Raw genomic sequence first — 26,485 nt, 5'->3', positions numbered from 1 at the left:
TACATTTGATTCAGACATGGAGGTGAGCAGATGCCGGTAGTAGAGTATAAATGTCCGAACTGCGGCAGCGGCATGATCTTTGACAGTGTATCCGGTGCATTGTCTTGCCCGAGCTGCGGAAGAGAGGACAATATTGAACAGCTCCCCGATCCGATGAAGAGACAGGTATTCACGGAGGATGAGGTGAAGGAATACCACTGCAACAGCTGCGGAGCAGATATTGTTACCGAACCGGAGACGAGTGCAACGACATGCAGCTTCTGCGGTGCGGCGGTTGTTCTGAGTGATCGGCTGACGGGCAAGCTGGCCCCGGCGATGGTGATTCCTTTTTCCATCAACAAAGAGCAAGCGAAACAGGCATTCAAAAAATGGTGCAAAAACGGTCTGCTCACACCCGGCGGCTTCATGACCGCAGATCGAATCCAGAGCATTACCGGCATCTATGTACCGTTCTGGCTGTATGATTTACATAACCGAATTGAAGTCCATGCTCAGGGCACCAAGGTCAGGTCCTATACGCAGGGTGACTACCATTATACAGAGACGCAGCATTTTGATATTTATCGTAAAATTCGGTTGGAGTATGTGAATCTGCCTATAGATGCGTCCGAGAAAATGAATGATGAGCTGATGGATAAGCTGGAGCCCTTTCCATACGGTGAGCTGAAATTGTTCAAAACCCCGTATCTGGCGGGATACATCGCGGAAAAATACAGTTATACCGAAGACGAGCTGCTTCCCCGAGCCAAGGATAAAACGAGATCTTATATTGATTCATACATTGCGTCTACTGTCTCGGGATACACCAGTGTGAGCTATACGGATAAACAGATTGATACAACGATGAAAAATGCAGATTACGTGCTGCTGCCGGTATGGATGGTAAACTATAATTACAATCGGAAACAGTATACCTTTGCGATGAATGGACAAACGGGTAAAGTGGTGGGCAAGCCACCGATCAGCAAAGCCAAAGTCGCAGGATGGTTCACGGGTGTCTCTGCGGTGTCGTTAATATCGCTGAAGCTGGTGTCCTGGATGATGGGAGGCGGATTCCTGTGATTAAAAAAAGACCTCTGACTGCCATGGCTGCGCTTATTGTCCTTATAGTGACCCTGTTCGCTCCGATCTTGCCGATGTCATCGGCTTCCGCAGCGGAGAACAAAAATCTCATCTATGATGAGGCTAACCTGCTCAGTGAGCAGGACCGCAATGAATTGAATGCACTGGCGAATCAATATTCGGCGGAGCGGCAGACAGACTTGATCATTTATACAACCAACAACGATGAGCATAAGGATGAGAAGCTGCTGACCGAGGAATTTTATGATGATCGGGCACCGGGATATGACAAGCCGCACGGCAATACGGTAATGCTTACGTTAGACATGTACAATCGTAAAGTATACGCTGCAGGTTTTTATAAAGGTGAAGAATATGTCGATAACAGCAGGGTTGATAAAATTACAGAAAAAATAGCTCCAGACCTGACAGACGGTAATTACCGAATGGCTTTTGAAAAGTTTCTAAATCTGTCTTACGAATACCTGGACCTCAAGCCTGGGGTAAATCCAGATAATATTCTTTTTAAAACATGGTTTCAAGTGGCTGCATCCTTGGCTGTTGGTGGCGTTGTTGTTGGAGTGATGATGTATCGCTCCGGCGGACGTGTGACGGTGAACCGTTCAACCTATGAGGATTCCAGCAACTCTCATGTGATTGATCGTCAGGATCGATACATTCGCACAACGGTCACCAAGCGTAAGATTGAGAAGAATAACAACAACGGCGGAGGCGGCGGTGGAGGTACAACCGCGGGTGGACATTCTCACAGCGGCAGCAGCCGGTCTTTCTAAATTGAAGGGATGGGATCGAGTATGGGATTTTTCAGAAATCAGTTTTCCAACGTGGTGGAGTGGGAAGAATTCAGAGATGATATGATCTTCTGGAAGTGGAGCAATCGCGAGATCAAGAAAGGCAGTAAGCTGATAATTCGCGCAGGGCAAGATGCGATCTTTCTGAATAACGGCAAGGTGGAAGGGATTTTTGAAGACGAAGGTTCCTTTAATATTGATTCGGAGATTATTCCGTTTCTGTCTACGCTGAAAGGTTTCAAGTTTGGATTTAACAGTGGGATGCGTGTTGAGGTGCTGTTTGTAAACACAAAAGAGTTCACCGTACGTTGGGGCACGCAAAGTCCGGTGTTAATTCCGACACCGCAGCTTCCGGGCGGTATGCCGATTCGGGCGAACGGGACGTTTAACTTCAAAGTGAGCGACTATGTGACGCTGATTGATAAGGTTGCGGGCATTAAGCAGAGCTATCTGGTGGAGGATGTCAAAATCCGCATCACATCGGTGCTGGATCAGCTGCTGATGAAGTGGATTAGCCGTGAGGGCAAAGATATGTTTAATTTACAAGCGAATGCTTCGGATATTGCACGCGGTATTCAGGAAGACCTGGATATGCAGATGATGGATATCGGAATTGGCATTACCGGCTTCCAGGTGATGAGCTTCAACTATCCGCAGGAGATTCAGGATATGATCACCAAAACAGCCTCGCATGAAATGATCGGCAATCTGCAGAAGTATCAGCAGGTGAGCATGACGGACGGCATCTCATCCGGTAAAGTGCAGGGCGGCGGCGCGGCCTCGGATATGGCCGGCATGATGATGGGCATGAACATGGCAAATGAAATGATGAAAAACATGAACCAGAACAATTCAAGCTCGAATCATGCAAACCAAAGCAACCAGAATCAAGGTCAACAACAAAATAGTAATGGGGGAGCGTCTCAGCCTTCCAATGGCGATGGCAAGAAGCCAAACTTTTGCCCGAACTGCGGCACTAAAAATGAAGGGGCTAATTTCTGTCCGAACTGTGGACAAAAGCTGGCCTAATGTAACAGATATATGAAGAGCCTGCTCCGCAGTAAGTTTTGACTACGGTGCAGGCTCTTTCTTCTCGCTTTTCGCATGGTATAGCTTTACTTGCTCGGGTTTATATTAAAAATGTTCTAACACGATTTTTCCAATCGTTGTGCCTTTTTCTAATAATGAATGGGCTTTTCTTAAATTTTCAGCATTGATCGGGGTAAGACGTTTGTTTAAAGTCGTTTTGATGACTTGGCTATCAATTAAATCAGCCACTTCATTCAAAAGTCGATGTTGTTCGATCATGTCTTCTGTCTGAAACATGGATCTTGTAAACATCGTCTCCCAAACAAAGGTGGCACTTTTGTTTTTGAGTACAGTTAGATTAAGCGGAACATCTGTTTCAACAATAGAGCAAATTTTCCCTTGAGAGGCAATGGACTTCGACATGTTTTCCCAATGTTTTTCAGTTGTGTTCAGGCAAAGAATGTAATGAACAGTTTCAAATCCCACCTGTTTTAATTGTGGAACGAACTCTTCAAAGTGATTGATGGTATGATCCGCCCCATGTTCCTTTGCCCAGGCAATGGATTCAGGTCGGGAGGCTGTACCAATAACGGTTAACCCAACCCGTTTCGCCAATTGAATGGCTATAGAGCCAACTCCGCCAGCGGCACCAATAATTAAAATGGTTTTATTTTTATTTTCATCAGGATTACGACTAATGTTCATACGATCAAATAAAGCCTCATAAGCCGTAATTGTCGTTAGAGGCAGTGCCGCAGCTTGTGCAAAATCCAAAGATTTCGGCTTTTTGCCTACAATCCGTTCGTCTACAAGTTGAAATTCACTATTCCCACCTTGCCGAGTGATGTCACCAGCGTAGTAGACCTCGTCTCCTGGTTGAAATAATGTACAATCCGCTCCAACTTCTTCAACAATGCCTGCTACATCCCAGCCTAATATTTTAGGATCTTCCTCAACTTTTTCTTTTGGTGATCGAACCTTGTAGTCAACCGGGTTTACAGCCACCGCTTTGACACGAACAAGCAATCCCGACCTGCAGCAACTGGCTTATTGAGCTCTACATCTAACAAACTTTCTGGATGCTCAATGGGTAAGTAACGATACAAACCTACAGCTTTCATTGTTTCCAACATTCTTCATCCTTTCCTATCATCTGATTATGGTTTAAAGCAACAAGAGCAGATAGATCGTTTTAATGTCTTTACATTTGTTATAATAGGGTAAACACTTATTTTTCGTAAGTACGCACATTTTTGTCGTATAGTATTCATTTTTATACTAATACATGATGGAGGTACACATGGACGATAGTTATAACCCATACTCTGCTTGTCCTGACCCCTACGGATGCCCTGTGGAGGCAACGCTCGATGTCATAGGAGGGAAATGGAAGGGCATTATTTTATATTACTTGCTTTCAGGGACAAAGCGTTTTAATGAATTTCGCAGACTGATACCTGACATTACACAGCGGATGCTGACTCTTCAGCTTCGTGAGTTGGAAAATGACGGAGTCGTGCACAGAGAAGTCTATAGAGAAATTCCACCGAGAGTAGAATATTCGTTAACCCCGTTCGGTTTTACACTGGAACCCATTATTATGCTGATGAGGGATTGGGGAGAAAGATACAACAAAGAGATTGCTATTAAAAGGGGTGCTTCGGAAAGTACTGAGTCTTAGTTCAGGTAATGGACTCTTTAAACATTGGAAATAGCAGATGATACTGTTCTCTGCTGTTTCCTTATTCAAATGGCTTATTTCCATTCCGGTCAGTGTTGTATGGAGCAGCTTAAAAATACAGGACAAGGAGTTTTTAAAACAAAGTGTTGACATCCGTTCCGTAATCATTTATCTTTATATTAAGATATTTAATTTGAATACAACAAAGAATAGTGACAGCAACCGCAAGGCAAGAATATACTCAAATAAATATCTATAATCCAGGTACAGGAGGAGTGGTCCAGATGATGATTCCAACATTGACGCGAATTAATGAGCTCGCGCGAAAAGCGAAAGCGGGTGGATTGACGGAGATGGAGCAGGCAGAGCAGACTCGCCTTCGGCAGGAATATCTGCAGACCTTCCGTGGTTCGGTCAACGACATTTTGCTGAATGCGACCATCTATGATCCAAACGGCGATGACGTGACTCCAGATAAATTGAAACAAGAGCAGGCTTCCAGACAGAATCCATAGAGGAACTGCTCGGAAGATAAACACTAGTGCGGATGAGGCATTATCTCTGCACTAGTTCTACAGATCATATATCTTAATTTAAAGATAATAAAGAAAATATAAAAATTGCGATATCAACGAACATACAATCCAAGGAGGAAATAATTATGAACATTCAAACAACAGGTATCCACCACATTACGGCTTTTGCCGGAGATCCACAGGCCAATGTTGACTTCTACGCCGGAGTTCTGGGACTTCGTCTCGTGAAAAAAACAATAAACTTTGATGCACCGGATGTATACCACCTGTACTTTGGAGATGAACACGGCAGCCCTGGCACAATCATCACCTTCTTCCCGGCAGCAGGGTCACCTCGAGGTCAGATCGGCGGCGGGCAGGTCGGCATCACGTCTTATGTCATCCCACCAGGCTCAATGGACTTCTGGCAAAACCGTCTGGAAGGCTTTAATATCGAAGTGACCAGAACCCAGCGCTTTGATGAACCGCTGCTGCAATTCGAAGATAGCGAAGGTTTGCGTCTGGAACTGGTTGAACGGGAAGAGGGCGCAGCCAATACGTGGGTGCAGGAAGGCATCCCGGCTGAACATGCGATTAAAGGTTTCGGCGGAGCTGTTCTGTTCAGTGTGAACCCGCAGCGTACCATGGATGCATTGGAACGTATTCTTGGATTCGTGAAAGTAGGCGAAAATGAAGAGTTCGCCCGCTTCCGTTCCATCGGTGATATCGGGAATATTGTGGATGTACCTGTTACCCGTGTTCCGCTGGGTATGGGCGGCGCAGGGACTGTGCACCATATCGCATGGCGCGCGGTGGATGATGCACAGCATGTCCAGTGGAGCGAGGCTGTGCGTGACTACGGATACCAGCCAACCCCGGTGCGGGATCGTCAGTATTTCAACGCTATTTACTTCAGAGAAGCAGGTGGTATACTGTTTGAGATCGCAACTGATCCTCCGGGCTTTGCAAGAGATGAACCGGCTGAAGCGCTGGGACAGAAACTGATGCTGCCGGAATGGTTCGAGCAATACCGCACGCAGATTGAGGATAATCTGCAGCCGATCCAGGTCAGAACACTCACACCTGCAACAGCTGTGACGGAGTAAGGTAGAGATATTAAATAAGATGTGCCCGGAGCACGTTCTCTGGGCACATCATGAATTTTAACCCAAAGGAGCATTGAGGGATGATGGAGAAAAAGGTCACCTGGCTGGAACTGTTCTATGATTTGCTTTTCGTCGCGGCAGTCTCCAAAGCTGGCCATGTACTGCTGCATGCCGAGCATGGCGTAATACCATTTGAATATCTATTGAAATTCGTGCTGATCTTCATCCCGGTATGGTGGGCATGGGTGGGGCAGACTCTGTTCATTAACCGCTATGGTCAGGATATTCTGAGCCACCGGATTTTCCTCATCCTTCAACTGCTGTCCGTGCTGGTGATGACGGCGAGTTTGTCCACTCATTTTGACGAACACTATCTGGCCTTCTTTGTTGGATATATCGGTTCCAGAGCGTTTACCGCGATTCAATATCTGACGATCCATAAGTCAAAAAGCAAGCATCAGCAGCAGGCTGCCCGTTTTCTGGGCCTCTCCTTTATCATTGGCATTGTGATTTCATCCGGCTCCCTGTTCTTTGATTCATGGGTGCGTTATGTGATCCTGTACGCGGGCATCGCTGTAGATATTATTTTACCGCTGCTCGGTCGTAAAAACCTGGTCAGAGTGCCTGTGCAGACACATCATCTGCTGGAACGTTTTGCCCTGTTTACCCTGATCCTGCTGGGAGAGTCCGTGGTAAGTATTATCGCGGTATTGTCAGCGGATCATTGGGACCTGCCGTCTATTCTGTTTACCGTCTTCACATCGTTGTTTGTCATCGCTATGTGGTGGCAGTACTTTGATAACGTGGAGAAAAAGGTGAGCAAAGAGATGCAGACAGCCGGGCAGGCCATCATCTACGGGCATCTATTTATATACATCTCCATGAGCATGATTGCCGCGTCCATTCAACTGCTGTACCTGAATCAACTGAACTACGAATTTATGCTGGCCTTTGTGTTTGGCTCGGTGCTGCTGTATTTCCTGTCAACGACGCTGGTGTTCCATCGCTACAGACACCCGCATCTGCGTCTGAGTCCACGTCATATGGTAATTATGTTGAGTTTGTTAGCTGTCTTTGTGGTGGTGGATCTGATCTACCGTGTTCCCGCATATGTCATCATGGGTGAGGATATGCTGTTCTTCCTGGTGTATGCGAAGCTGACGACCTGACCTGTGCTTATATAAAATAAGAGAGCCGCGAACAGAACCTGTTCGCGGCTTTAGTATTTGTTATATGAACATAAATATTTCTCATATATTTTCATACCTGCAATCTGTTAATATGAGACTATGTACAAGTAAATCTGCCATATTCACGAATTTCGTTATTATACAGATATGGGGATGACAATCAGGAGGGAAATCTTTGAGTACAAATCTAATTGGTGTTCCATTGGAAGGGTTTGCAGAGTTTAGCAGAACGGTAGCTGCAGAAGGAGCCGTTTTGCTTAAAAATGAGGGACAGGTTCTTCCACTCGGACGTTCCGAAAACGTTTCAGTTTTTGGCCGAATTCAAGTGAATTATTATCGCAGCGGCACAGGGTCAGGCGGCAGTGTGCACGTCGCGTACACAACGAATCTATTGGACGGACTACGCAGCAAAAAGAACATTACCGTTAACGAAGAATTGGCGGCCATTTATGAGAAGTGGATCGAGGAAAATCCATTTGATGATGGCGGGAAGGTTTGGGCTGCCGAGCCGTGGAACCAGAAGGAAATGCCGCTCACAAATGAGCTGGTGGCACAGGCCAGAAGACAATCGAGCAAAGCAATCGTGGTCATTGGACGCACCGCAGGGGAAGATCAGGATAATGCAGATGCACCCGGAAGTTATCGTCTGACCGACGATGAGAAGGCGATGCTGAAGCATGTGACGAACCATTTTGAACATACGATTGTGGTTCTTAACGTCTCGAATATTATGGATATGAGCTGGCTGAACGAAACGGTTCTGCATCCGATTCAAGGTGTAATCTACTCCTGGCACGGGGGCATGGAAGGCGGTAACGCCATTGCGGACGTATTGGTGGGAGACGTGACGCCAAGCGGAAAATTGACGGATACGATTGCCTATTCTATTGAAGATTACCCGTCTACAAGCAACTACGGCAATGAGTTCAAGAACCTGTATCAGGAAGATATTTATGTAGGTTATCGTTTTTTCGAAACGTTTCGACCTGAAAAAGTACAATTTGAGTTCGGTTATGGTCTTTCTTACACGACATTTGCGACTCAAACCGAGGAAGCTCGAACCGTTACCGAGAACGGGGAGACGTTGATCGAAGTTCGGGTGAATGTGACCAACTCTGGCACGACTTATGCGGGTAAAGAAGTGGTTCAGATGTATTATGAAGCACCGCAGGGAGAGCTGGGACAACCGGTGAAGGCGCTCGCGGCTTTTGGCAAAACAGGATTACTGCAGCCCGGCGACTCCGAGCTGTTAACGATCCGCTTCCCTGTTTATCGCATGGCTTCCTATGATGATGCGGGTGTGACGGGATATGCTTCTGCCTATGTGCTTGAAGCGGGAACATATCGTCTGCACGTGGGTACGAGTGTGAAGCAGACCAGTCATGTTGGCATCGATGGCCAGGAGGGTTATGTTGTAGACAGCGTTCAACTGGTAGAGCAATTGCAGGAAGCGATGGCACCAACGGAAGACTTTACACGTATGAAACCAGGCGCACGCAAGCCAGATGGAACCTACGAGCTGACTTATGCAGCTGTACCAAAACGCAGCGTGTCCATCGCGGATCGGATCGCACAAAACCTGCCGCAGACGCTGGAGCAGACGGGCAATCAGGGCTACAAGCTGAGCGATGTGAAGGCGGGTAAAGTGAGTCTGGAGGCTTTTGTAGCTCAGCTGAGCGATCAGGATCTGGCAGCGCTGGTGCGCGGGGAAGGCATGAGCAGTCCGCTGGTTACTTCGGGAACCGCCTCGGCTTTTGGTGGCGTAAGCGACAGTCTGTTTGGTTATGGCATTCCAGTGGCTTGTACGGCAGACGGCCCATCCGGTATCCGTATGGATAGCGGGGAGAAGGCGACACAAGTCTCCATCGGTACACTGCTAGCAGCAACGTGGAACGCAGATTTGGTAGAAGAGCTTTATGTGATGGAAGGACAAGAGCTGCTGCGCAATCAGGTGGATACACTGCTCGGGCCTGGACTTAACATTCGCCGTAGCCCGCTGAACGGTCGCAACTTCGAATATTTCTCGGAAGATCCGTTCATCTCGGGTGTATTTGCCGCGGCATGTACGAAAGGCATTATGAAGGGTGGCTCCAACGCCACACTGAAGCACTTTGCCTGCAACAACCAGGAGAAACACCGCAGCAAGGTCGATGCTGTTGTGTCCGAGCGTGCCTTGCGTGAAATCTACCTGAAAGGTTTCGAGATCGCAGTAAAAGAGGGTGGAGCCAACTCCATCATGACCTCCTACAATCCGATCAACGGACACTGGGCCGCGTCCAACTATGATCTGAATACTACCATCCTGCGCGGAGAATGGAACTTTGATGGCATTGTGATGACGGACTGGTGGGCCATTATGAACGATGTAGTAGAAGGCGGAGAAGCGGATCGCAAGTTCACGAACTGGATGGTTCGCGCACAGAACGACCTCTATATGGTCGTGCCAAACTATGGTGCAGAGATCAACGGCTGGGACGACAACACGATGGAATCATTGGAAAATGGAACCCTGACTCGCGGTGAGCTGCAGCGCTCCGCGATCAACATCTGCAAATTCATCATGAATGCGCCGGTATCCTCACGCAAACATGAGATTGTAGAGAACGTGGCTTCCTTCCAGGCCAATGCGTCCCTGTCCGCTTCGGACGCTCAATTACTGTCTGAGAATGCACAAGTTAAACCTGAGGTAACAGGGCCTGTGTATATGAAAGTCAATGAAGCTGGCCAGTATCGGATTATTGTGCAGATCATGTCTCCAGAGCCTGAGCTGGCACAAAGCGCATGTAATGTGCTGCTGAACGGTCAGCTGGCAACAACGATTCAAACGAATGGTACGGAAGGGAAATGGATCAGACAAAAGCTGGTGAAAGTACAGCTGGAAGCCGGACTGTATGAGCTGAAGCTCGACTTTACCAAACCGGGCTTGCAGATCGACTGGATTGAGTTTAAACAGGTCTGATATAGATGTGTTTAATCTGTCCTTGAGGTCTAGCTGACCAAAGTGGTCTGCATTCTTACTTATCCAGGCTGGTTTAATAACAGAGGACACTGCTTGCGGTGTCCTTTTGTTGTAACCGGAGAAGCGGGCTGTTATGATCAAGGTACGGGATCGTGGAGAAATCGAACAATGGGGTCAGGGGTGTGGTAATCAATGAAAAGATACAATTATTTAAGTCCGATTCTGCTGATTGTTGTGGCGTTGATCGTCCGGGGGCTGGTCACGAATGTGTGTATGCTGTTTGGACTGTCTCAAGAGGTGTCCAGCAATATAGCCATGCTTGCGATGATTATTGTGGCTTTGATTATGTTTAACCGAATGACAAAAGCCCGGCGTAACAAGTAGATAGTTACAATCTGCGATGGGTCAAGTAGATAGAAAAGAGAAAATTTGAAAGCCCTTTATTTATTTTATAAAGGGCGAGGAACATGGCTGACTTGAACAGGTCACGAAGACGTTAGGACACGATACAAAGACGATGTAGAGATTCTTCTGCCTCGTCTTTTTTGCTTATGTGTGAGAATTTCTTTATACATAAAAGAAACGGCACAGGATATTTCCTATACCGTTTCAGATTTGATTTTTATGCTGAGTTCTGCGTCTGAGCTAAACTTATGACATTGCTCTTGAAAACCATTTGTCTTGGATGGAGAAAGTAGTGTGAATATATTAATTTCTTTTTTCATGATCTAATCGCCGACGAAATACCAGAGCCGAGACAGCAAATATAATAAAAGATAATGTTGAGGCAGCAGTAACCATCTTCAACACATTTCCTATTGGTGGATTAAACCATAGAGCAACAGAGAAGATTAAAACGGCACCAGTTAAACCCATTCCCAAAATCGAAAATGCTAAAATTTTGTTCATCGAATCACCTCACATATACAGACGCAAAAAGGTGGAAACAGTTTTCCTTTTTTATTTTGTTTAAAATTCCAAAAATAATAGTTCAACTGCTTATATGTACGACACACCATATCAACTAATTTTATATATTAAGTACGAGAATCCAATCATAGAAGTATATCGCGTTGGTTGGCATGATGTTTATGATGATGCTGTTAAGAAAGATTCGAGGATAGTTGTGTTGAACATCATAAACAACATTCAGCTTGAAATATTCACAACATTTGATTCATAGAAATTGTAGTTTACGCCACCACGTTGCTCATCCGTTGTTGCACCTTCATATGACCATCCTATGGTTTTTACCGAAGGGGTAACTAAGTAATCTGGATTCAATCACACTTCTATGGAGCCTGACACATGGTATCATCCGTAAAGGTATACCTTTACGGACGATGTTAAACCCTCAGGAACAGCCTATTTCTTTTGATAATTGTCCTGGGAAGATCGATGAGAAGAAACAGAGCAAATTGCAAGTTACTCTGTTTCTTTATCTACATATATTTAAACTACCTAGGATAAATCTCTTATAGTAAATCAAATAATTATATTCATATGGTCAACTTAATTCGTATAAATGAACATCTGACGGTTGCCAACCTTCAAACTATATGTTCCAGAGTATTTTACATTTCCTGTGTACGACCAGTAATAAGTGGACTTCCCTACCTTCACTATCTCCTAGATTTGAGTTAAAATTTTTCCCTGCAAACATTTTGTAGTATAAGGAATATTTTTTCGGCGGATCCACCACTCGTGTGATTCAGTTTTCACTCCTGATTCACTTCGAATCATTTTTTTTGTTCTTTAGCATATAGTCATATATTAGTAAAACAGCTGCTAATAAAATGAAAAACACAACGAATAAATTATCAAATATACCCGGATACGAAGGTGTCAAATCAAATCCGGATTTCCCTTGGGCCGCTATCCCTCTAGCTATAACGGCAGATACTCTTTCTACTGTGAAAAAAAAACCTGCCACAATTAAGGAGATAAAAGAAATCGCTTTATAATCCAAATAAATCAATCCTTTCCAAATATAAAATATATGATACAATTACATAATAACACCAAATAATGTAGTAAAGAGGAGGAATTATGAAAGAAAATATTCTAAAGTCATTTTTAGCCGTAGGAGTGGTTTCTGCTTTATTTGCAGCTAACGTAGGTGCAAGTGCTTCATCAATTGAAAATACTAACATAGAATCAACAACAGACCATGTGTTAATAGATGTTCAAGGCAAACAAATCGAATTCAATCTTGACCCAGAAGTACAGGGGAAAATCTCCAATAAAGCATTAGAAGGAATTGTAGGACAAGTAGATGATGGAGATGTTATTACTATTCATAAAATAGTTCCTGCGTCATCTTCGCCTGGTCCAATTTCATCTATTACGAGGTTGAGTAATACGGGGGATGTGTCAACAAATGCCTGGTATGATTTGTGGGTCAACTGGGATCCCTTAATTAAAAGCAATATTTCTCGCGATAACGCAACCTCAGCTCAACAAATTATTTCAGTTGCAGCAGGGAAAACGATATCTCTTAGTTCAAGTGTCACCAAAAAAACTAGTGCAAGTGTCGGAGTACAAGCAAGTGCACCAACAGCACAAATAAATGGTAGCATAACACAAGAAATTAGCACTACTTACAGTACGAATGAAACATGGACAGGTCCATCTGAAGCTTCCGGCTATAGATCCAGAATATTTTATTGGACTGGATACGTAGATAGAGGTAGTTATTCCATCCGAGGTTACGGTAATCTTTCTGGTGATCTCTATGGCCCTTATACTGGTAGTTATACAGAACCTACGTACTATATTGAATGGTCTAGAGATATTTAATAAAACGCAAAAAAAGAGTGTTTGAAGATAAGTGATATTATCCCCTTTAGGTGGATAGTGTGAAAAGAGCACACGTATGATGTGATCTGGCACTATCTTTCAAAAGGGGATTTTTTCATGGCCATTAAAGGCCAGAAGTTTAAGATATATACACCTGAGTTCAAAATGATGGTGGTACGAATGCATTTGTAGCTACTTCCCTTTTCATACCCTGTCCTCACTATATCAATTACTACATGAATGAGTTCTTCCTATTACGTAATTATCGAGGAAGGGGTGTTGGAGAAGAAGCGATGCGACAGATTATTGGAAGCTCCAGGGCAATGGGAATTGCAAACAAATCCCACCGGACGAAACGAATGAGCGAAACGCTTCTGGCGTAGAACACTTAGCACATGTACTAACGGGAAATGCACCGAAGAACTTGGTCATCATCCTGAAGATGGAGAAAAGCTAGTCTTTCGCTTCAGCACGAGTTCTGAAAAAGTGAGTAATTAGAGAAGCTGTTCCTTATTCATAGGTTTAGTAATAAACAAGGTTATACGATATTCTTTGAACTAAATGGAACGCTAGCTTAATAAAAAATCATCATCGTGATGAACTGTGGTTTACACCCAGTAGATGATAATAGGGATCGTTGTAGAAAATCAAACGATCCTTTTTGGTATAGCCTTTAACATATTGTCAATGTTCTGTTCACAAGTATATGTCTAAAAGGAATTACTACCAGCATTACGCCGGTATGTTACAGGGATTAGGGAGATATTTTTGAGGAAGCTCATATACAAGTATTGACGTTCAATACCTAACGTTTTAGACTAAAGATATAATTTAATAACAATAATAATAACAAAAATAACGAAAGTAACAAAAGAAGTAGATAGCAAAATGGATAAAGGTATAAGAAATTAAAAGAATCAAATTGTAATAATTATAGCCAAGCATGAAGTTCATGAAAGCCGTGGAAACCTAGACTAGATTAACTGGATCAACTATAAACTATAGTTTACCGTCTTTATTACTCCATTTTACAGGAGGCTCACTCATGGCCATGATGGCTAACAAACAATATGTTTTTCGGGAAGGTCAGCCGTTTCAGAGCAGTCATGGTTCTACGGTAGCGGTTCTGCCAACGGGTGTTGTTATTGTGGCGTGGTTTGCAGGGCTGCATGAGAAGTCGAGTGACACGGCCATATGGATAGCGGTTCAGGAGCAGGAAGGTTCATGGTCTGCACCGCGTAAAGTGGCGGATGAAGAAGGCGTTCCACATTGGAACCCGGTGCTGTATGCACAAGGCAGTTCACTGGTACTCTTTTACAAGGTAGGGCACGAAATTACACATTGGCACACTCGCTTCATACGCTCGGAGGATGGCGGGTACACGTGGACTGCTGCTCGTGAGCTGGTATCTGGTGATGTGGGCGGTCGTGGTCCGGTGCGTAATCATCCAGTGCAGCTGGCGAGTGGAACGATATTGGCGCCAGCTTCTATAGAACGTTTGGACCCGGAGATGCCGGGCAAGCAGGTGTGGGAAGCCTTTGTTGATATTTCAATGGATGAGGGCAGGACATGGACCAAAAGCGCATCTGTGCCGATGAATTTATCTGTTTATGTAGGGGCCGGGCATTGGTTTGCCAAAGGTCTGATTCAGCCTGCCCTGTGGTCTGCTTCGGATGCTGAACATGTACATATGCTGCTTCGCAGCACCGAGGGATGGATTTACCGCAGTGACTCGGCGGATGGCGGGTACACGTGGTGTGAAGCTTACCCGACAGAGCTGCCAAACAACAATAGCGGCATTGATGTCACACGCATGGAGAGTGGCTTGCTTGCGCTTGTTTACAATCCAGTTAGCGGATATTCAACAGAGAGCCCCCGGACCCCGCTGGTAGTTGCTTTTTCGAATGATAATAGTGAGACCTGGGGGCATGAATGGGTGCTGGAGGATGAACCCGGAGAGTATTCTTATCCTTCCATCGTATCTCAAGGGCAAAGTCTGTACATTACGTATACGTGGAAAAGAGACCGGGTTGCGTTCTGGAAACTGAACGTTCAATCATCGGAATAAGGAAGGACCGCAGAGACGCTGAGCAGGCGTTTATTCGGTCCTTTATAGCGTGGTTTGCTGGATGTTTTTATGTTGATCAGCGTGAGGAGGTGCCTCTATGAAGGAGCAGTCTAAAAGACAGCCCATATTAGAAGTCATTGCTACAGACACAGCAGATGCCCGAGCGGCAGAGCAGGGCGGGGCCGACCGTATTGAGCTAGTAGCGGCAATGACCGAAGGCGGGCTTACACCCAGCTATGGTGTGATTGAACAGGTTGTAGCGAGCGTTTCGATTCCCGTGTATGTAATGATTCGCCCTCATAGCCGCTCGTTCTGCTATAGCCCGGACGATATTCGCGTAATGACAGAAGATGTACGTGTAGCCAGAGCGCTGGGAGCGGCGGGGGTTGTGATTGGGGCTCTGACAACAGAGGGAGAGGTGAATCGGTCATCTTTACAATCTTGTCTATCCGAAGCCAACGGACTGGGGGTTACGTTCCATCGCGCTATGGATGCAAGTTCAAACTTGCTGGCAGCGCTCAAGGACCTGGGCGGTATCCATGATGCGAGTGAGAGAAATGTTGTCGAGCGGGTGCTTACATCGGGAGGAAAGTCAGCGGTATCCGAAGGTCTGCCTGAGTTGAAGCAGCTTCAGGAGCTGGGACAGGCGCTGAACATCGCTGTTATGGCGGGATCGGGTGTGACCATTGAAGGCATATCAGACCTCGTGAGTGCAACCGGTATTACAGAAATTCATATGGGATCAGGCATGCGCCAAGGAGGCAGCTTTCAGCAGCCTGTTGACACACAGCTTGTTACCGAGGCCAAAGCACGGCTAATACGTGCCGTGCAGCAGTTGGAGTCGTACTAGTATTAAGCAATGAGGGTTGCGAGGTGTAGTAGGTTATCGAGAAAGTCAGTGACATCAATCGAGATCAGAACCACGTGAAACACGTAACGTAAATTGTAAAGCGAACAGAAGCACGAATGACAGAACGACAGAGGCCAAGGAAGAACGATGGATTAAACATGGGATGATCAATGTAGGTATAGATAGCTTCTATATATAAGTTTAACTATTCATTTACACGTTAACGGAGAGGACAGAAAAAACCTGAAAAAGCGGAGCGGTCGCCTGAAAGCTTTCTGAAAGAAAGCTGCATCGGAAGCATATGCTGTTCAACGGATTTTCCCCTTTACAAAAGGGAATTAAAAAAATCTGGGGATAACCGCTACTCTTCAGGTTATTCTGTCATCGGAGTGGTGTGTGTAAAATCTTTAGTTCAATTTATATCGTAAAGAAAGCATGCACACAAGGGAGTGAGAGTCCATGAGTTCAACGCAATCACCAGCCGATTGGATCAAAATGGCGGCACAGGTCAGCCCGTCAGAACGGCAGAAGAGATGGCAGGAGCTGGAGTTTTATGCGTTTATTCATTTTACCGTGAATACCTTTACAGATCGGGAGTGGGGCACAGGGGAGGAAGACCCGGCAATCTTTAACCCTTCCGAGCTAAGTGCGGAGCAGTGGGTGACGTCCTGCAGGGCAGCAGGCATGAAGGGACTGATTCTGACGTGCAAGCATCATGACGGGTTCTGTCTGTGGCCGAGCCGTTATACAGACCATACCGTTGCTGCGAGTCCCTGGAAAGAGGGCAAGGGTGATCTGGTGCGGGAGGTTGCGGATGCCTGCCGTGAAGCTGGCTTGAAATTTGGAGTATATCTCTCTCCTTGGGACCGCCATGAAGCTTCATACGGGGATTCGGAGCGGTATAATACATTCTTTCTATCACAGCTGCGCGAGCTGCTTACGAATTATGGCGATATTTTCTGTGTGTGGTTCGATGGGGCATGTGGTGAAGGTCCGAACGGGAAAAGACAGGTCTATGATTGGGATGCATATTACGCGCTCATCCGTGAACTTCAGCCGGAGGCTGTCATTTCAGTGTGCGGCCCGGATGTCCGCTGGTGCGGTAATGAAGCGGGACATACGCGGGAATCGGAATGGAGCGTGGTACCCGCGCATATGCAGGATAATGAGAAGATTCAGGAGCAGTCACAGCAGGTGGATGATGGCGAGTTTGCCAAAAGGGTCAATACACAGGACAGTGATCTGGGCAGCCGGGGTGTTATCCGTAATTATGCTGACAAGCTGGTGTGGTATCCGGCCGAGGTGAATACCTCGATTCGCCCAGGCTGGTTCTATCATGCTCATGAGGATGATGAAGTCAAAACACTGGAAGAGCTGCTCTCCGTATATCACGGTGCCGTAGGTGGCAATGCCTGTTTTCTGCTGAATCTGCCGCCAGATCGGCGTGGATTGATTCATGAAAATGATGTCGGGCGGCTGCGCGAGATAGGCTCAGTGCTGCGTGCAACGTTTAGCGAGAATTTGGCTGCAGGTGCGCAGGCAGCGGCTTCGGAGACGATGGACGACGCGCATGGAGCATCAATGATACTGCATTCAGGTGAACAGAGAGATGTCTATTGGTGTCCGCCCGAAGGGACGGAGCAGGCATGGATTGAATTGCTTTTGCCGGAAGAACGGACATTCGACCGTGTAATGCTGATGGAGCACATCCAATCAGGGCAGCGGATTGAGCGATTTACACTGGAGGTGTGTGGATTGGATGGTCTGTGGCGAGATATTTATGCTGGAACGGTCGTGGGGTATAAGCGCATCTGTTGTTTTCCCAAAGTGACAGCCCGCCGCGTTAGGTTAACCATTCAGGAGTCCAGATGGTATCCAACATTATCGACATTCAGCCTACATAACAGTAAGCGGGAGGGCGTGTAGGATGGCAGTGCTGACATATCAGGGATCGCAATTCATGCTGGATGGCAAACCGATTCACCTTCTGTCGGGTGCCATTCATTATTTCCGAGTTGTGCCGGAATATTGGGAAGATCGGCTGTTGAAGCTGAAGGCCTGCGGGTTTAACACGGTGGAGACGTATGTGCCGTGGAATGTGCATGAGCCGCAGCCGGGAGTGTATTGTTTTGAAGGCATGGCCGATGTGGAGCGGTTTATTCAGCTGGCAGGAGCGTTAGGTCTGCATGTAATCCTCCGCCCGAGTCCATATATCTGTGCGGAGTGGGAGTTTGGCGGCTTGCCGTCCTGGCTGCTGGCAGATGACAACCTGCGGCTGCGCTGTACCGATCCGACCTTTCTGGCGCATGTAGATCGGTACTATGATGTGCTTTTGCCCAGATTAAAACCGTTTCTGAGCACCCATGGCGGGCCTGTTATTGCCATGCAGATTGAGAATGAATATGGCAGCTTTGGCAATGATGCGGGTTATCTGAGCTATTTGCGGGATGGCATAGTACAGCGTGGGATCGATGTGCTACTCTTTACCTCAGATGGACCAACCGATCATATGTTACAGGCCGGTTCGGTGCCTGGGCACTTGGCAACCGTTAATTTTGGCTCAGGTACGGAATGGGCATTTGCCAAGCTGCGTGAATACCAGAGAGAAGAACCGCTAATGTGTATGGAATTCTGGAATGGCTGGTTTGATCACTGGGGCGAACCTCATCATACCCGGGAATCGGCAGATGTAGCCGAGGTGCTGGAGGAGATGCTTGAAGCTGGCGCGTCGGTGAATTTTTATATGTTCCATGGCGGTACAAACTTCGGATTTTATAATGGCGCCAACTGTCAGCAGAAGCATCAGTATGAACCGACCATTACAAGTTACGACTACGATTCGCTGCTTGGTGAGTCAGGTGAGCCGACAGCCAAATTCTACGCCGTGCAGGACGTTATTTCACGATATCGTCGTTCGAAAGAACAGACTAATGGATCTAAATCGAAAAATAATGGATCTAAAGAGGAAGATATGGCCTTGCCAGAATCCATTAAAACGGCCGCCTATGGCAGAGTGGAGATGACGCAAAGGGCAGCGTTGTTTGAGCAGCTGGCTGTGCTGGCTGTACCGGTGCAGCGTACCAATCTCGAGCCGATGGAGAAGCTGGGGCAGGATTATGGTTTTATCAGCTACCAGACACACATATCAGGGCCAAGAGAGCGGCAGGAACTGGTCGTTCAGGAGGTGCGAGACCGTGCGTTGGTGTATGTGGATGGGAAGCTGCTCGGTGTGCTTGAACGTGGGCCCGGGGGAGCGACCATATCATTTGAAGTCCCGCCGCAGGGTGCAGACCTTTGCATTCTGGTTGAAAATATGGGGCGAATCAATTACGGTCCGTACCTGAGAGACCCGAAGGGCATCACGGAAGGGGTGCGGCATGGATTTCAGTTTTTATATGACTGGACCATTCACTGTTTGCCGATGCGTGACCTTTCAGGTCTGAGATTTACGGAGCAGCAGCACGGCATGACGGCAGATGCAGCAGACACACCATTTTTTTATAAAGGCAGCCTTCATATTCAGGACACAAGTGATGTAAAGGATACATTTCTGCGTCTGGATGGCTGGACGAAGGGTGTTGCATATGTAAACGGATTCAATCTGGGTCGCTACTGGAGCATAGGACCGCAGCAGACGTTGTATGTACCTGCGCCGCTTCTTCGCCAAGGAGATAATGAAATTATAGTATTTGAACTTCATGGAACAGCCGATGCAGCTGTAATGTTCGTAGATAAGCCGGTTTTAGGCTAGAAAAGGAAAATCGTTGAGCCATGCGATTATTGGCAATTGCTCTGTGTGCTGGAAAACGGTATACGTTGGGTATGGATACCCATCACAGGAGAGGGAGAGGATGAGCAAGATGAAAGTTGGACTTAGCACGTACAGTTTACAGCAAGCTTTGGATCGTAAGGAGCTGAGTGTGCCGGATGCCATTCGCTGGATTGCCGAGCAGGGCGGTCAACATGTGGAGATCGTGCCGATGGGCTTCAATCTGATGGACAATCCAGAGCTAATTGAAGAGATCAAAACGGCTGCGCAAGAGGTGGGCATTGAACTCTCCAATTATGCGGTTGGTGCAAACTTTGCTGTTCAGGAAAGTGCCGAGGCGGTGGAGCAGGAGATTCAGAGCGTTATGCGTCATGTGGACGTGGCGGCGGCTCTGGGGGTGAAGCTGATGCGGCATGATGTTGCTTTCCGGCCTGCAGCCGAAGGAACGGTAGCTCAGTTTGAAGCAGACCTGCCCGGACTGGTCAAAGCATGCCAGCGCATTGCCGATTATGCGGCAGGTTTTGGAATTACGACAAGTGTGGAGAACCACGGATATTACGTACAGTCGAGCGAGCGCATCCAGCGTTTGCTGCATGAGACGGGGCGGGATAATTTCAAAACCACACTGGACATCGGTAATTTCCTCTGTGTCGATGAAGATCCGGTGAGTGCGGTGAAAAACAACATCCCTTATGCGTCCATCGTGCACGCCAAAGACTTCTACTGGCGACCTTCTACCCGCAATCCTGGCGAGGGCTGGTTCCAGACATCCCACGGCAATTATTTGCGTGGAGCCATCGTGGGTCATGGCGATATCAACATGCCTGAGGTATTTCGTGTGCTGAAGCAATCCGGGTATGACGGTTACATCTCGATCGAATTTGAAGGTATGGAGCACTGTCAGACCGCTTCGCGGATCGCCATGGACAACGTGCGTCGTTTGTGGGAAGAGGCGTGATCTGAGGTAATATCGGGCTTGACTTGTCTTATATATATAGCTCTGCGGAGCTGAGCATCATAAATTCATTTTTTATCCAATGGAGGGATAGTGAAATGTCCAAATTAAAAGTCGCCGTTATCGGTGCCGGTTCCATATCGGATTGTCACCTGCAAGCCTATGCCAGCAACCCGGAAGTGGAGATTTATGCAATCTGTGACCTGAACGAAACTCGTGCTGCCGATGTAGCCAAGCAGTATGGTGCAACTCATGTGTTTACGGACTATAGGGACCTGCTTGCCCTGCCAGAAATCCATTCCGTCAGCATCTGCACATGGAATGATTCACACGCCGAGATCAGTATTGCCGCTCTGGATGCAGGAAAAAACGTGCTGTGCGAGAAACCGCTCTGCCAGACCGTTGAGGATGCGTTGGAGGTTGAAAAGGCTGTGCGCCGCAGCGGAAAGCTGCTTCAAGTTGGCTTTGTTCGCCGATATAGTGACAATGCTCAGATTTTGAAAAAGTTCATCGACGAAGGCGAGCTGGGTGAAATCTATTATGCCAAAGCCTCCAGCCTGCGCCGACTTGGCAATCCGGGCGGCTGGTTCTCGGATAAGAGCCGCTCCGGGGGCGGCCCTTTAATTGATATCGGCGTACACGTCATTGACATCTGCTGGTACCTGATGGGCAGACCGAAGGTGAAGTCCGTCTCTGCCAACGTCTCCAATCGGCTGGGCAATCGTGCCAATATCCGTAACCTGTCGTTCTATAAGGCCGCAGACTATGATGCGGAGCAGAACAACGTGGAGGATATGGCCAATGCATTAATTCGTTTTGAAAATGGAGCAAGCCTGCTGGTCGATGTCAGCTTTACCCTGCATGCCAAGGCGGATGAAACCTCCGTCAAGCTGTATGGCGACAAAGGCGGCGCCGAACTGGAGCCGGAAATCTCCATCATTGGCGAGAAGTTCAACACCATTCTGAATATGACACCACAGGTGGACTTTAAGTCCTTTGACTTTATGGGCTCGTTCCGCAACGAAATCAACCATTTTATTGACAGCACGCAGGGGCGCAAAGAAACCCTGAGCCCCGTAGAGGACGGCGTAGAGGTAATGAAAATGCTGTGCGCCATCTACGAATCCGCACGCGAGGGACGGGAAATTTCGTTATAGATTACACAAAACGGAGTACTCCCGTGTAAATCTGTTTTTGAGCCCCCCTAACCGGAGGGAACAGATAACCCGACGTACCCAGTTACCCAAACGACAAGGTAAACCAGTCTGTGCCCGTTGTAAAAATTCCATTTACATGTGAAACGGAGAGTGCAGAACCAATCTGGAGAAGCGAAGCGTGCGCCTTTGTCCCCGGATTTCCCCATCAGGGAAAAATAGTTCGAAGAAATTCGGGGATAACAGCGATCGGAAGATGGTACTGCAATCGGAGTGACCGAGTGTAAATCTGCATTAGGCGAACGTTAAGGTTTTTGATCCCACCTAACCGGAGGGAACAGATAACCCGACGTACTCAAGTTACCCAAACGACAAGGTGAAACCGTCTGTGCGCGTTGTAAAAATTCATTTACACGTGAAACGGAGAGTGCAGAACCAATCTGGAGAAGCGAAGCGTGCGCCTTTATCCCCGGATTTCCCCATCAGGGAAATAGTTCGAAGAAATTCGGGGATAACAGCGATCGGAAGATGGTACTGCAATCGGAGTGCCCCAGTGTAAATCTGCATTAGGCGAACGTTAAGGTTTTTGATCCCACCTAAACGGAGGGAACAGATAACCCGACGTACCCAAGTTACCCAAACGACAAGGTAAACAGTCTGTGCGCGTTGTAAAAATTCATTTACACGTGAAACGGAGAGTGCAGAACCAATCTGGAGAAGCGAAGCGTGCGCCTTTATCCCCAGATTTCCCCATAGGAAAAATAGTTCGAAGAAATCCGGGGATAACAGCGATCGAAAGATGGTACTGCAATCGGAGTGACCGAGTGTAAATCTCACTTTTTTCCAACGCGAGACATTTTAACTTAAGGAGATGACCCTTTTGACCGAAACCAAAATCCCCCTGCCAGAGCAGGAAGAGCAGATCGTTGAAGCCGGTGTACACAACTTTAGCAAAGAGGATGAATGGGTAAAGCCTGAAGATCCCTTGCTGCTGGATCGGCTGGAGTGGTTCAAGGACCAGAAGCTGGGGCTGATGATGCACTGGGGACCATACTCCCAGCTCGGTTTGGTGGAGTCGTGGGCGCTGAGCGATGAGGATGGCGACTGGTCGCGGGATGACGTCGACTGGACGGATGATATGGAAGACTTCAAGCGAGAATATTTCGACCTGAACAAAACCTTCAATCCGATCCGATTCCAGCCCGAGCAGTGGGCACAGATGGCTGCAGACAACGGCTTCAAATACTTCCTGTTCACGACCAAGCATCATGACGGCTTCTGTATGTGGGATACGAAAACAACCGATTACCGGATCACGGGAAAGGACACACCGTTCCACAAGCACAAATACGCTGATATCTGCCGGGTGCTGTTCGATGCTTTCCGGGCCAAGGGGCTCGGCATCTCTGCATATTTCTCCAAAGCCGACTGGCATACCCCGTATTACTGGGCTCCGGGAATGGAGCGCGGACGCCATATGTGGCGCGGGCCTTCTTACGATCCGCACAAGTATCCATGGATGTGGGATAAATTTGTAGAGTTCACCCATGAGCAGATCATGGAGCTGCTGACGAATTACGGACGCATTGAATGCTTGTGGCTGGATGCGGGCTGGGTTCGTGAAGGCCGCCATGGGCAGGATATCCGGCTTGGTGAAGTGGTTGAGCGAGCAAGAAAAACAACGCAGCCATGGCTTCTGTCTGCCGACCGTACTGTAGGCGGGCCGTATGAGAATATTGTAACCCCGGAGCAAACGATTCCGGAGCATCCGATGAATATCCCGTGGGAGAGCTGTATTACCGTGGGACATTCCTTTGCATTTGGCTTCGATGATCAGTACAAATCAGGGCGTCAGCTTGCCCACATACTGCTTGAGGTCGTGTCCAAAGGTGGCAACCTGGCATTAAATGTTGGTCCTCAGCCGGATGGCCGCCTGCCGAAAGGAGCGATTCGGGGCATTCAGGGACTGGGGGAATGGCTGAACACCCACGGCGAGGGCATCTATGGCACCCGCATCTGCGCACCGTATTTCACGAAGGACTGGGCCTTTACACAAAAGGCAGACATCAATACCGTTTATGCCTTCCGTATCTATCGCAACGAGAACGAGAACCTGGAACAGCAACTGATCATCCCTTATTTGGAGAAGGTAGAGCGTGTTGAACTTGTAGGTAGCGATGACGTACTTTCGTATCAGCAGACGACAGACGGGCTGCTCGTGGAGCTGCCGCGATCCGCTACGGATGGGGAAGCACCCATCACACATACGTTCAGATTGGTCACCACATCATAAACATACATGTCAATTCCGGGGGAGATATAAGAGCCCCCGGAATTTTATTTTGGATACATATGAGATGTAATTCCTGAAGATAAACAGCTTTAAACGCTTGCTCCGCAAGGGTTTTTGGAATAAAGAGAGGTCGGAGAAAATTGCAAATTGATCAAAAAGCCCCCGGCAAGGTACTATCAAATCAAGAAAGCGCTACCTGATATGAATGTTGACATTGATTAGATCGTAAGCCATGAATTAGTCTCTTAAAAGAAGATTTAAGGGATGTGAATGTAATGTATTATTACACTTGAGGTTTGAGAAGGAGTGACGCAAATGAGTCGAGCTACGGAAAGCATACCTGCGAACATGGACCTGCAGCAGATGAATCAGGCGGAGCCCAAGCGGCAGCATCCATTCATCCGAAGCCTCAAGAAGCACTGGGAGCTTTACCTGCTAGTGCTGCCCCCTGTACTGTATCTGCTGATTTTCAAGTACATTCCGATGGTCGGTGTACAGATTGCCTTCAAGGATTTCAGTGTAGTCAAAGGCATTTGGGGCAGCCCGTGGGTAGGATTCAAGCATTTTGAGGCTTTTTTTGAGTCCCCGAACTTCTGGTTGTTGATCAAAAACACGATTGGCATCAGCTTTTACTCCCTGCTTGCCGGTTTTCCGATCCCGATCCTGCTGGCGCTGGCGCTGAACGAGATTCGAACGGGATATTTCAAAAAGACTGTGCAGATGGTTACGTATGCACCGCATTTTATCTCTACCGTTGTTATGGTCTCCATCATCATTCTGATGCTGTCCCCGCATGTGGGCGTTGTTGACAAGCTGTTCTCCATGCTGGGCTTCCCGATGACCAACTTCATGGGCATTCCGGAATACTTCAAGTCCATCTATGTATGGTCGGGGGTATGGCAGGGGATGGGGTACTCCTCCATCATCTACATAGCGGCCTTGGCGGGAGTGGACCCGTCCTTGTACGAGGCAGCGAAGATGGACGGTGCTTCCCGGCTGCGGAAAATATGGCACATTGACCTGCCCACCCTTGTTCCGGTCACGGTGATCATGCTGATCCTGAGTCTCGGCAGCATTATGGGCGTAGGCTTCGAAAAAATATATCTCATGCAGAACCCGCTTAACACGAGTGCCTCAGAGGTGATCTCCACGTATGTGTACAAGGTCGGTCTGATCGGAGCCAACTTCAGCTTTTCCTCGGCCGTTGGATTGTTCAACTCCGTAATCAACCTGATTCTGCTGATTATTGTTAACGGCATTTCCCGCAAAGTATCCGAGAACAGCTTGTGGTAAAGGAGGAGTGTATCCATGTTTAAACGGATGAACCGTAACCGGATCAAGGACCCGATCGGGGACCGCATCTTCATGACGCTTAATTATATTTTTCTCATCGCCATTCTGTTGACGGTGTTCTACCCGCTCTTGTACATTGTCAGCTCCTCGTTCAGCTCGTCGCGTGCCGTAACATCCGGTCAGGTGTGGCTGTTCCCGGTGGATTTCAATATCAAGGCGTACATCTCCATCTTCAAAAGCCAGCAGCTCATGCTGGGCTTCTACAATACGATCCTCTACACCGTGGTCGGTACCTTTATTAACGTAGCGCTGACCGTCATGCTGGCCTACCCGCTTTCCCGCAAATCGTTCTACGGACGGGGAGCGATCATTATTTTTATGATGATCACGATGTTTTTTGACGGGGGTCTGATTCCGACCTACCTGCTGATGAAGGATCTTCATCTGCTGGATACCCGCTGGGCGATGTGGCTGCCTGGAGCGCTTGCGGTGTTTCAGGTTATCGTTGCCCGCACGTTTTTCCAATCCTCCATCCCGGAAGAGCTCGGGGAAGCGGCCGAGATGGACGGGTGCCGCGATATTCGCTACCTGATCAGTGTTGTACTGCCGCTATCCAAGCCGATTCTGGCGGTCATGACCCTGATGTATGCGGTCGGTCACTGGAATGCGTATTTCGATGCGCTCATCTATCTGCGTTCCGAGAAGCTGTTCCCGCTGCAGTATGTGCTTCGTAATCTGCTGATTCTGAACGCGGCTGACCCGGCGATGCTGGCCAATACAAGCCAGCAGCTGCGAGATCAAGGGTTCGAGCAGGTATTGAAATATGCACTCATTGTTGTCGCAAGTATTCCGATCCTGATCATGTATCCATTTGTACAGAAGCATTTTGTCAAAGGGGTCATGGTGGGTTCCCTCAAAGGTTAATCTGCCAGAGGATAGAGGATCATCTT

Annotated in this window: 22 protein-coding genes and 1 pseudogene; 20 read left to right on the top strand and 3 right to left on the bottom strand. The window is 47.5% G+C overall.

Going from position 1 to position 26,485, the window contains the following annotated elements; genetic code table 11:
• The first annotated feature begins 30 nt into the window (after nucleotides 1–30).
• From ACQSGY_RS23275 to ACQSGY_RS23265, 3 genes are read left to right on the top strand one after another with little or no spacing between them, the layout of a single operon-like run.
• On the top strand, nucleotides 31–1,062 hold the full coding sequence (locus ACQSGY_RS23275) for a TFIIB-type zinc ribbon-containing protein (protein ID WP_289376140.1): 1,032 nt from the start codon (nucleotides 31–33) through the stop codon (nucleotides 1,060–1,062).
• A 23-nt stretch (nucleotides 1,063–1,085) separates the two neighbouring features.
• Nucleotides 1,086–1,856, top strand: coding sequence for a TPM domain-containing protein (locus ACQSGY_RS23270; RefSeq protein ID WP_216518876.1), 771 nt, complete (start codon nucleotides 1,086–1,088; stop codon nucleotides 1,854–1,856).
• Between the two features lie 21 nt (nucleotides 1,857–1,877).
• Complete coding sequence (locus ACQSGY_RS23265) at nucleotides 1,878–2,903, top strand: SPFH domain-containing protein (RefSeq protein WP_427181069.1); 1,026 nt, start codon at nucleotides 1,878–1,880, stop codon at nucleotides 2,901–2,903.
• A 105-nt stretch (nucleotides 2,904–3,008) separates the two neighbouring features.
• On the opposite strand, the pseudogene ACQSGY_RS23260 reads toward ACQSGY_RS23265, so the two are convergent.
• Nucleotides 3,009–4,024: pseudogene (locus tag ACQSGY_RS23260) on the bottom strand (zinc-binding alcohol dehydrogenase family protein).
• Nucleotides 4,025–4,203: 179 nt separating this feature from the next.
• Here ACQSGY_RS23260 and ACQSGY_RS23255 point away from each other — a divergent pair.
• The 6 genes from ACQSGY_RS23255 (at nucleotide 4,204) to ACQSGY_RS23230 (ending at nucleotide 10,738) form a co-directional block, all read left to right on the top strand.
• On the top strand, nucleotides 4,204–4,584 hold the full coding sequence (locus tag ACQSGY_RS23255) for a winged helix-turn-helix transcriptional regulator (protein WP_426333887.1): 381 nt from the start codon (nucleotides 4,204–4,206) through the stop codon (nucleotides 4,582–4,584).
• A 287-nt stretch (nucleotides 4,585–4,871) separates the two neighbouring features.
• Nucleotides 4,872–5,099, top strand: coding sequence for a DUF896 domain-containing protein (locus ACQSGY_RS23250; protein WP_090924289.1), 228 nt, complete (start codon nucleotides 4,872–4,874; stop codon nucleotides 5,097–5,099).
• Between the two features lie 146 nt (nucleotides 5,100–5,245).
• Complete coding sequence (locus ACQSGY_RS23245; protein ID WP_427181067.1) at nucleotides 5,246–6,205, top strand: ring-cleaving dioxygenase; 960 nt, start codon at nucleotides 5,246–5,248, stop codon at nucleotides 6,203–6,205.
• 80 nt (nucleotides 6,206–6,285) lie between these two features.
• Nucleotides 6,286–7,374: a low temperature requirement protein A gene (locus tag ACQSGY_RS23240; RefSeq protein WP_427181065.1), complete on the top strand. Its 1,089-nt coding sequence runs from the start codon at nucleotides 6,286–6,288 to the stop codon at nucleotides 7,372–7,374.
• Between the two features lie 196 nt (nucleotides 7,375–7,570).
• Complete coding sequence (locus tag ACQSGY_RS23235; protein WP_427181063.1) at nucleotides 7,571–10,354, top strand: glycoside hydrolase family 3 C-terminal domain-containing protein; 2,784 nt, start codon at nucleotides 7,571–7,573, stop codon at nucleotides 10,352–10,354.
• Nucleotides 10,355–10,546: 192 nt separating this feature from the next.
• Nucleotides 10,547–10,738 carry a hypothetical protein gene (locus ACQSGY_RS23230; protein WP_090924244.1) on the top strand — a complete coding sequence of 64 codons (192 nt, stop codon included), beginning with the start codon at nucleotides 10,547–10,549 and terminating at the stop codon, nucleotides 10,736–10,738.
• Between the two features lie 324 nt (nucleotides 10,739–11,062).
• Here ACQSGY_RS23230 and ACQSGY_RS23225 read toward each other — a convergent pair whose 3' ends face one another.
• Nucleotides 11,063–11,263: a hypothetical protein gene (locus tag ACQSGY_RS23225; protein ID WP_427181062.1), complete on the bottom strand. Its 201-nt coding sequence runs from the start codon at nucleotides 11,261–11,263 to the stop codon at nucleotides 11,063–11,065.
• An 820-nt stretch (nucleotides 11,264–12,083) separates the two neighbouring features.
• Nucleotides 12,084–12,323: a hypothetical protein gene (locus tag ACQSGY_RS23220; RefSeq protein WP_427181060.1), complete on the bottom strand. Its 240-nt coding sequence runs from the start codon at nucleotides 12,321–12,323 to the stop codon at nucleotides 12,084–12,086.
• Nucleotides 12,324–12,403: 80 nt separating this feature from the next.
• Between ACQSGY_RS23220 and ACQSGY_RS23215 the strand changes: the two genes are divergently transcribed.
• The 11 genes from ACQSGY_RS23215 to ACQSGY_RS23165 all read left to right on the top strand — a co-directional run bounded on the left by ACQSGY_RS23215 (nucleotide 12,404) and on the right by ACQSGY_RS23165 (nucleotide 26,459).
• Nucleotides 12,404–13,153 carry a hypothetical protein gene (locus tag ACQSGY_RS23215; protein ID WP_427181058.1) on the top strand — a complete coding sequence of 250 codons (750 nt, stop codon included), beginning with the start codon at nucleotides 12,404–12,406 and terminating at the stop codon, nucleotides 13,151–13,153.
• 236 nt (nucleotides 13,154–13,389) lie between these two features.
• The gene (locus tag ACQSGY_RS23210; protein WP_427181056.1) at nucleotides 13,390–13,536 is read left to right on the top strand and encodes a hypothetical protein; all 147 of its coding nucleotides are present in this window, start codon (nucleotides 13,390–13,392) and stop codon (nucleotides 13,534–13,536) included.
• A 662-nt stretch (nucleotides 13,537–14,198) separates the two neighbouring features.
• Nucleotides 14,199–15,221, top strand: a complete 1,023-nt coding sequence (locus ACQSGY_RS23205; protein ID WP_427181055.1) for a sialidase family protein — start codon at nucleotides 14,199–14,201, stop codon at nucleotides 15,219–15,221.
• Between the two features lie 97 nt (nucleotides 15,222–15,318).
• Nucleotides 15,319–16,071, top strand: a complete 753-nt coding sequence (locus ACQSGY_RS23200; RefSeq protein WP_427181053.1) for a copper homeostasis protein CutC — start codon at nucleotides 15,319–15,321, stop codon at nucleotides 16,069–16,071.
• Nucleotides 16,072–16,530: 459 nt separating this feature from the next.
• Entirely contained in the window at nucleotides 16,531–17,997 is a 1,467-nt protein-coding gene (locus ACQSGY_RS23195; protein WP_427181051.1) for an alpha-L-fucosidase, read from the top strand.
• Between the two features lies 1 nt (nucleotide 17,998).
• Nucleotides 17,999–19,822, top strand: coding sequence for a beta-galactosidase (locus ACQSGY_RS23190; RefSeq protein WP_427181049.1), 1,824 nt, complete (start codon nucleotides 17,999–18,001; stop codon nucleotides 19,820–19,822).
• 109 nt (nucleotides 19,823–19,931) lie between these two features.
• A complete protein-coding gene (locus ACQSGY_RS23185; RefSeq protein ID WP_427181182.1) occupies nucleotides 19,932–20,798 on the top strand; it encodes a sugar phosphate isomerase/epimerase family protein in 867 nt (288 codons plus the stop codon).
• Nucleotides 20,799–20,893: 95 nt separating this feature from the next.
• Nucleotides 20,894–21,952 (top strand): Gfo/Idh/MocA family protein, encoded by a 1,059-nt coding sequence (locus tag ACQSGY_RS23180; protein ID WP_427181048.1) that lies wholly within the window; start codon nucleotides 20,894–20,896, stop codon nucleotides 21,950–21,952.
• Between the two features lie 877 nt (nucleotides 21,953–22,829).
• On the top strand, nucleotides 22,830–24,242 hold the full coding sequence (locus ACQSGY_RS23175) for an alpha-L-fucosidase (RefSeq protein ID WP_427181046.1): 1,413 nt from the start codon (nucleotides 22,830–22,832) through the stop codon (nucleotides 24,240–24,242).
• Between the two features lie 348 nt (nucleotides 24,243–24,590).
• Nucleotides 24,591–25,535, top strand: a complete 945-nt coding sequence (locus ACQSGY_RS23170) for an ABC transporter permease (RefSeq protein ID WP_253299407.1) — start codon at nucleotides 24,591–24,593, stop codon at nucleotides 25,533–25,535.
• 15 nt (nucleotides 25,536–25,550) lie between these two features.
• Entirely contained in the window at nucleotides 25,551–26,459 is a 909-nt protein-coding gene (locus tag ACQSGY_RS23165) for a carbohydrate ABC transporter permease (RefSeq protein WP_111273468.1), read from the top strand.
• Nucleotides 26,460–26,485 lie beyond the last annotated feature (26 nt).

This window comes from Paenibacillus sp. TC-CSREp1 (genome assembly GCF_050171015.1).
Lineage (GTDB): Bacteria > Bacillota > Bacilli > Paenibacillales > Paenibacillaceae > Paenibacillus > Paenibacillus silvae.
The sequence above is the reverse complement of the archived record's forward strand: the minus strand, read 5'-3'. Positions and strand labels throughout refer to the sequence as shown.

Bases quoted from the DNA above. Each gene is read 5' to 3' on its own strand.
- ACQSGY_RS23275 (WP_289376140.1), top strand. From the start codon at position 31: ATGCCGGTAGTAGAGTATAAATGTCCGAACTGCGGCAGCGGCATGATC.
- ACQSGY_RS23270 (WP_216518876.1), top strand. From the start codon at position 1,086: ATGGCTGCGCTTATTGTCCTTATAGTGACCCTGTTCGCTCCGATCTTG.
- ACQSGY_RS23265 (WP_427181069.1), top strand. From the start codon at position 1,878: ATGGGATTTTTCAGAAATCAGTTTTCCAACGTGGTGGAGTGGGAAGAA.
- ACQSGY_RS23255 (WP_426333887.1), top strand. From the start codon at position 4,204: ATGGACGATAGTTATAACCCATACTCTGCTTGTCCTGACCCCTACGGA.
- ACQSGY_RS23250 (WP_090924289.1), top strand. From the start codon at position 4,872: ATGATTCCAACATTGACGCGAATTAATGAGCTCGCGCGAAAAGCGAAA.
- ACQSGY_RS23245 (WP_427181067.1), top strand. From the start codon at position 5,246: ATGAACATTCAAACAACAGGTATCCACCACATTACGGCTTTTGCCGGA.
- ACQSGY_RS23240 (WP_427181065.1), top strand. From the start codon at position 6,286: ATGATGGAGAAAAAGGTCACCTGGCTGGAACTGTTCTATGATTTGCTT.
- ACQSGY_RS23230 (WP_090924244.1), top strand. From the start codon at position 10,547: ATGAAAAGATACAATTATTTAAGTCCGATTCTGCTGATTGTTGTGGCG.
- ACQSGY_RS23225 (WP_427181062.1), bottom strand. From the start codon at position 11,263: ATGAACAAAATTTTAGCATTTTCGATTTTGGGAATGGGTTTAACTGGT.
- ACQSGY_RS23215 (WP_427181058.1), top strand. From the start codon at position 12,404: ATGAAAGAAAATATTCTAAAGTCATTTTTAGCCGTAGGAGTGGTTTCT.
- ACQSGY_RS23210 (WP_427181056.1), top strand. From the start codon at position 13,390: ATGAATGAGTTCTTCCTATTACGTAATTATCGAGGAAGGGGTGTTGGA.
- ACQSGY_RS23205 (WP_427181055.1), top strand. From the start codon at position 14,199: ATGGCCATGATGGCTAACAAACAATATGTTTTTCGGGAAGGTCAGCCG.
- ACQSGY_RS23200 (WP_427181053.1), top strand. From the start codon at position 15,319: ATGAAGGAGCAGTCTAAAAGACAGCCCATATTAGAAGTCATTGCTACA.
- ACQSGY_RS23195 (WP_427181051.1), top strand. From the start codon at position 16,531: ATGAGTTCAACGCAATCACCAGCCGATTGGATCAAAATGGCGGCACAG.
- ACQSGY_RS23190 (WP_427181049.1), top strand. From the start codon at position 17,999: ATGGCAGTGCTGACATATCAGGGATCGCAATTCATGCTGGATGGCAAA.
- ACQSGY_RS23185 (WP_427181182.1), top strand. From the start codon at position 19,932: ATGAAAGTTGGACTTAGCACGTACAGTTTACAGCAAGCTTTGGATCGT.
- ACQSGY_RS23180 (WP_427181048.1), top strand. From the start codon at position 20,894: ATGTCCAAATTAAAAGTCGCCGTTATCGGTGCCGGTTCCATATCGGAT.
- ACQSGY_RS23170 (WP_253299407.1), top strand. From the start codon at position 24,591: ATGGACCTGCAGCAGATGAATCAGGCGGAGCCCAAGCGGCAGCATCCA.
- ACQSGY_RS23165 (WP_111273468.1), top strand. From the start codon at position 25,551: ATGTTTAAACGGATGAACCGTAACCGGATCAAGGACCCGATCGGGGAC.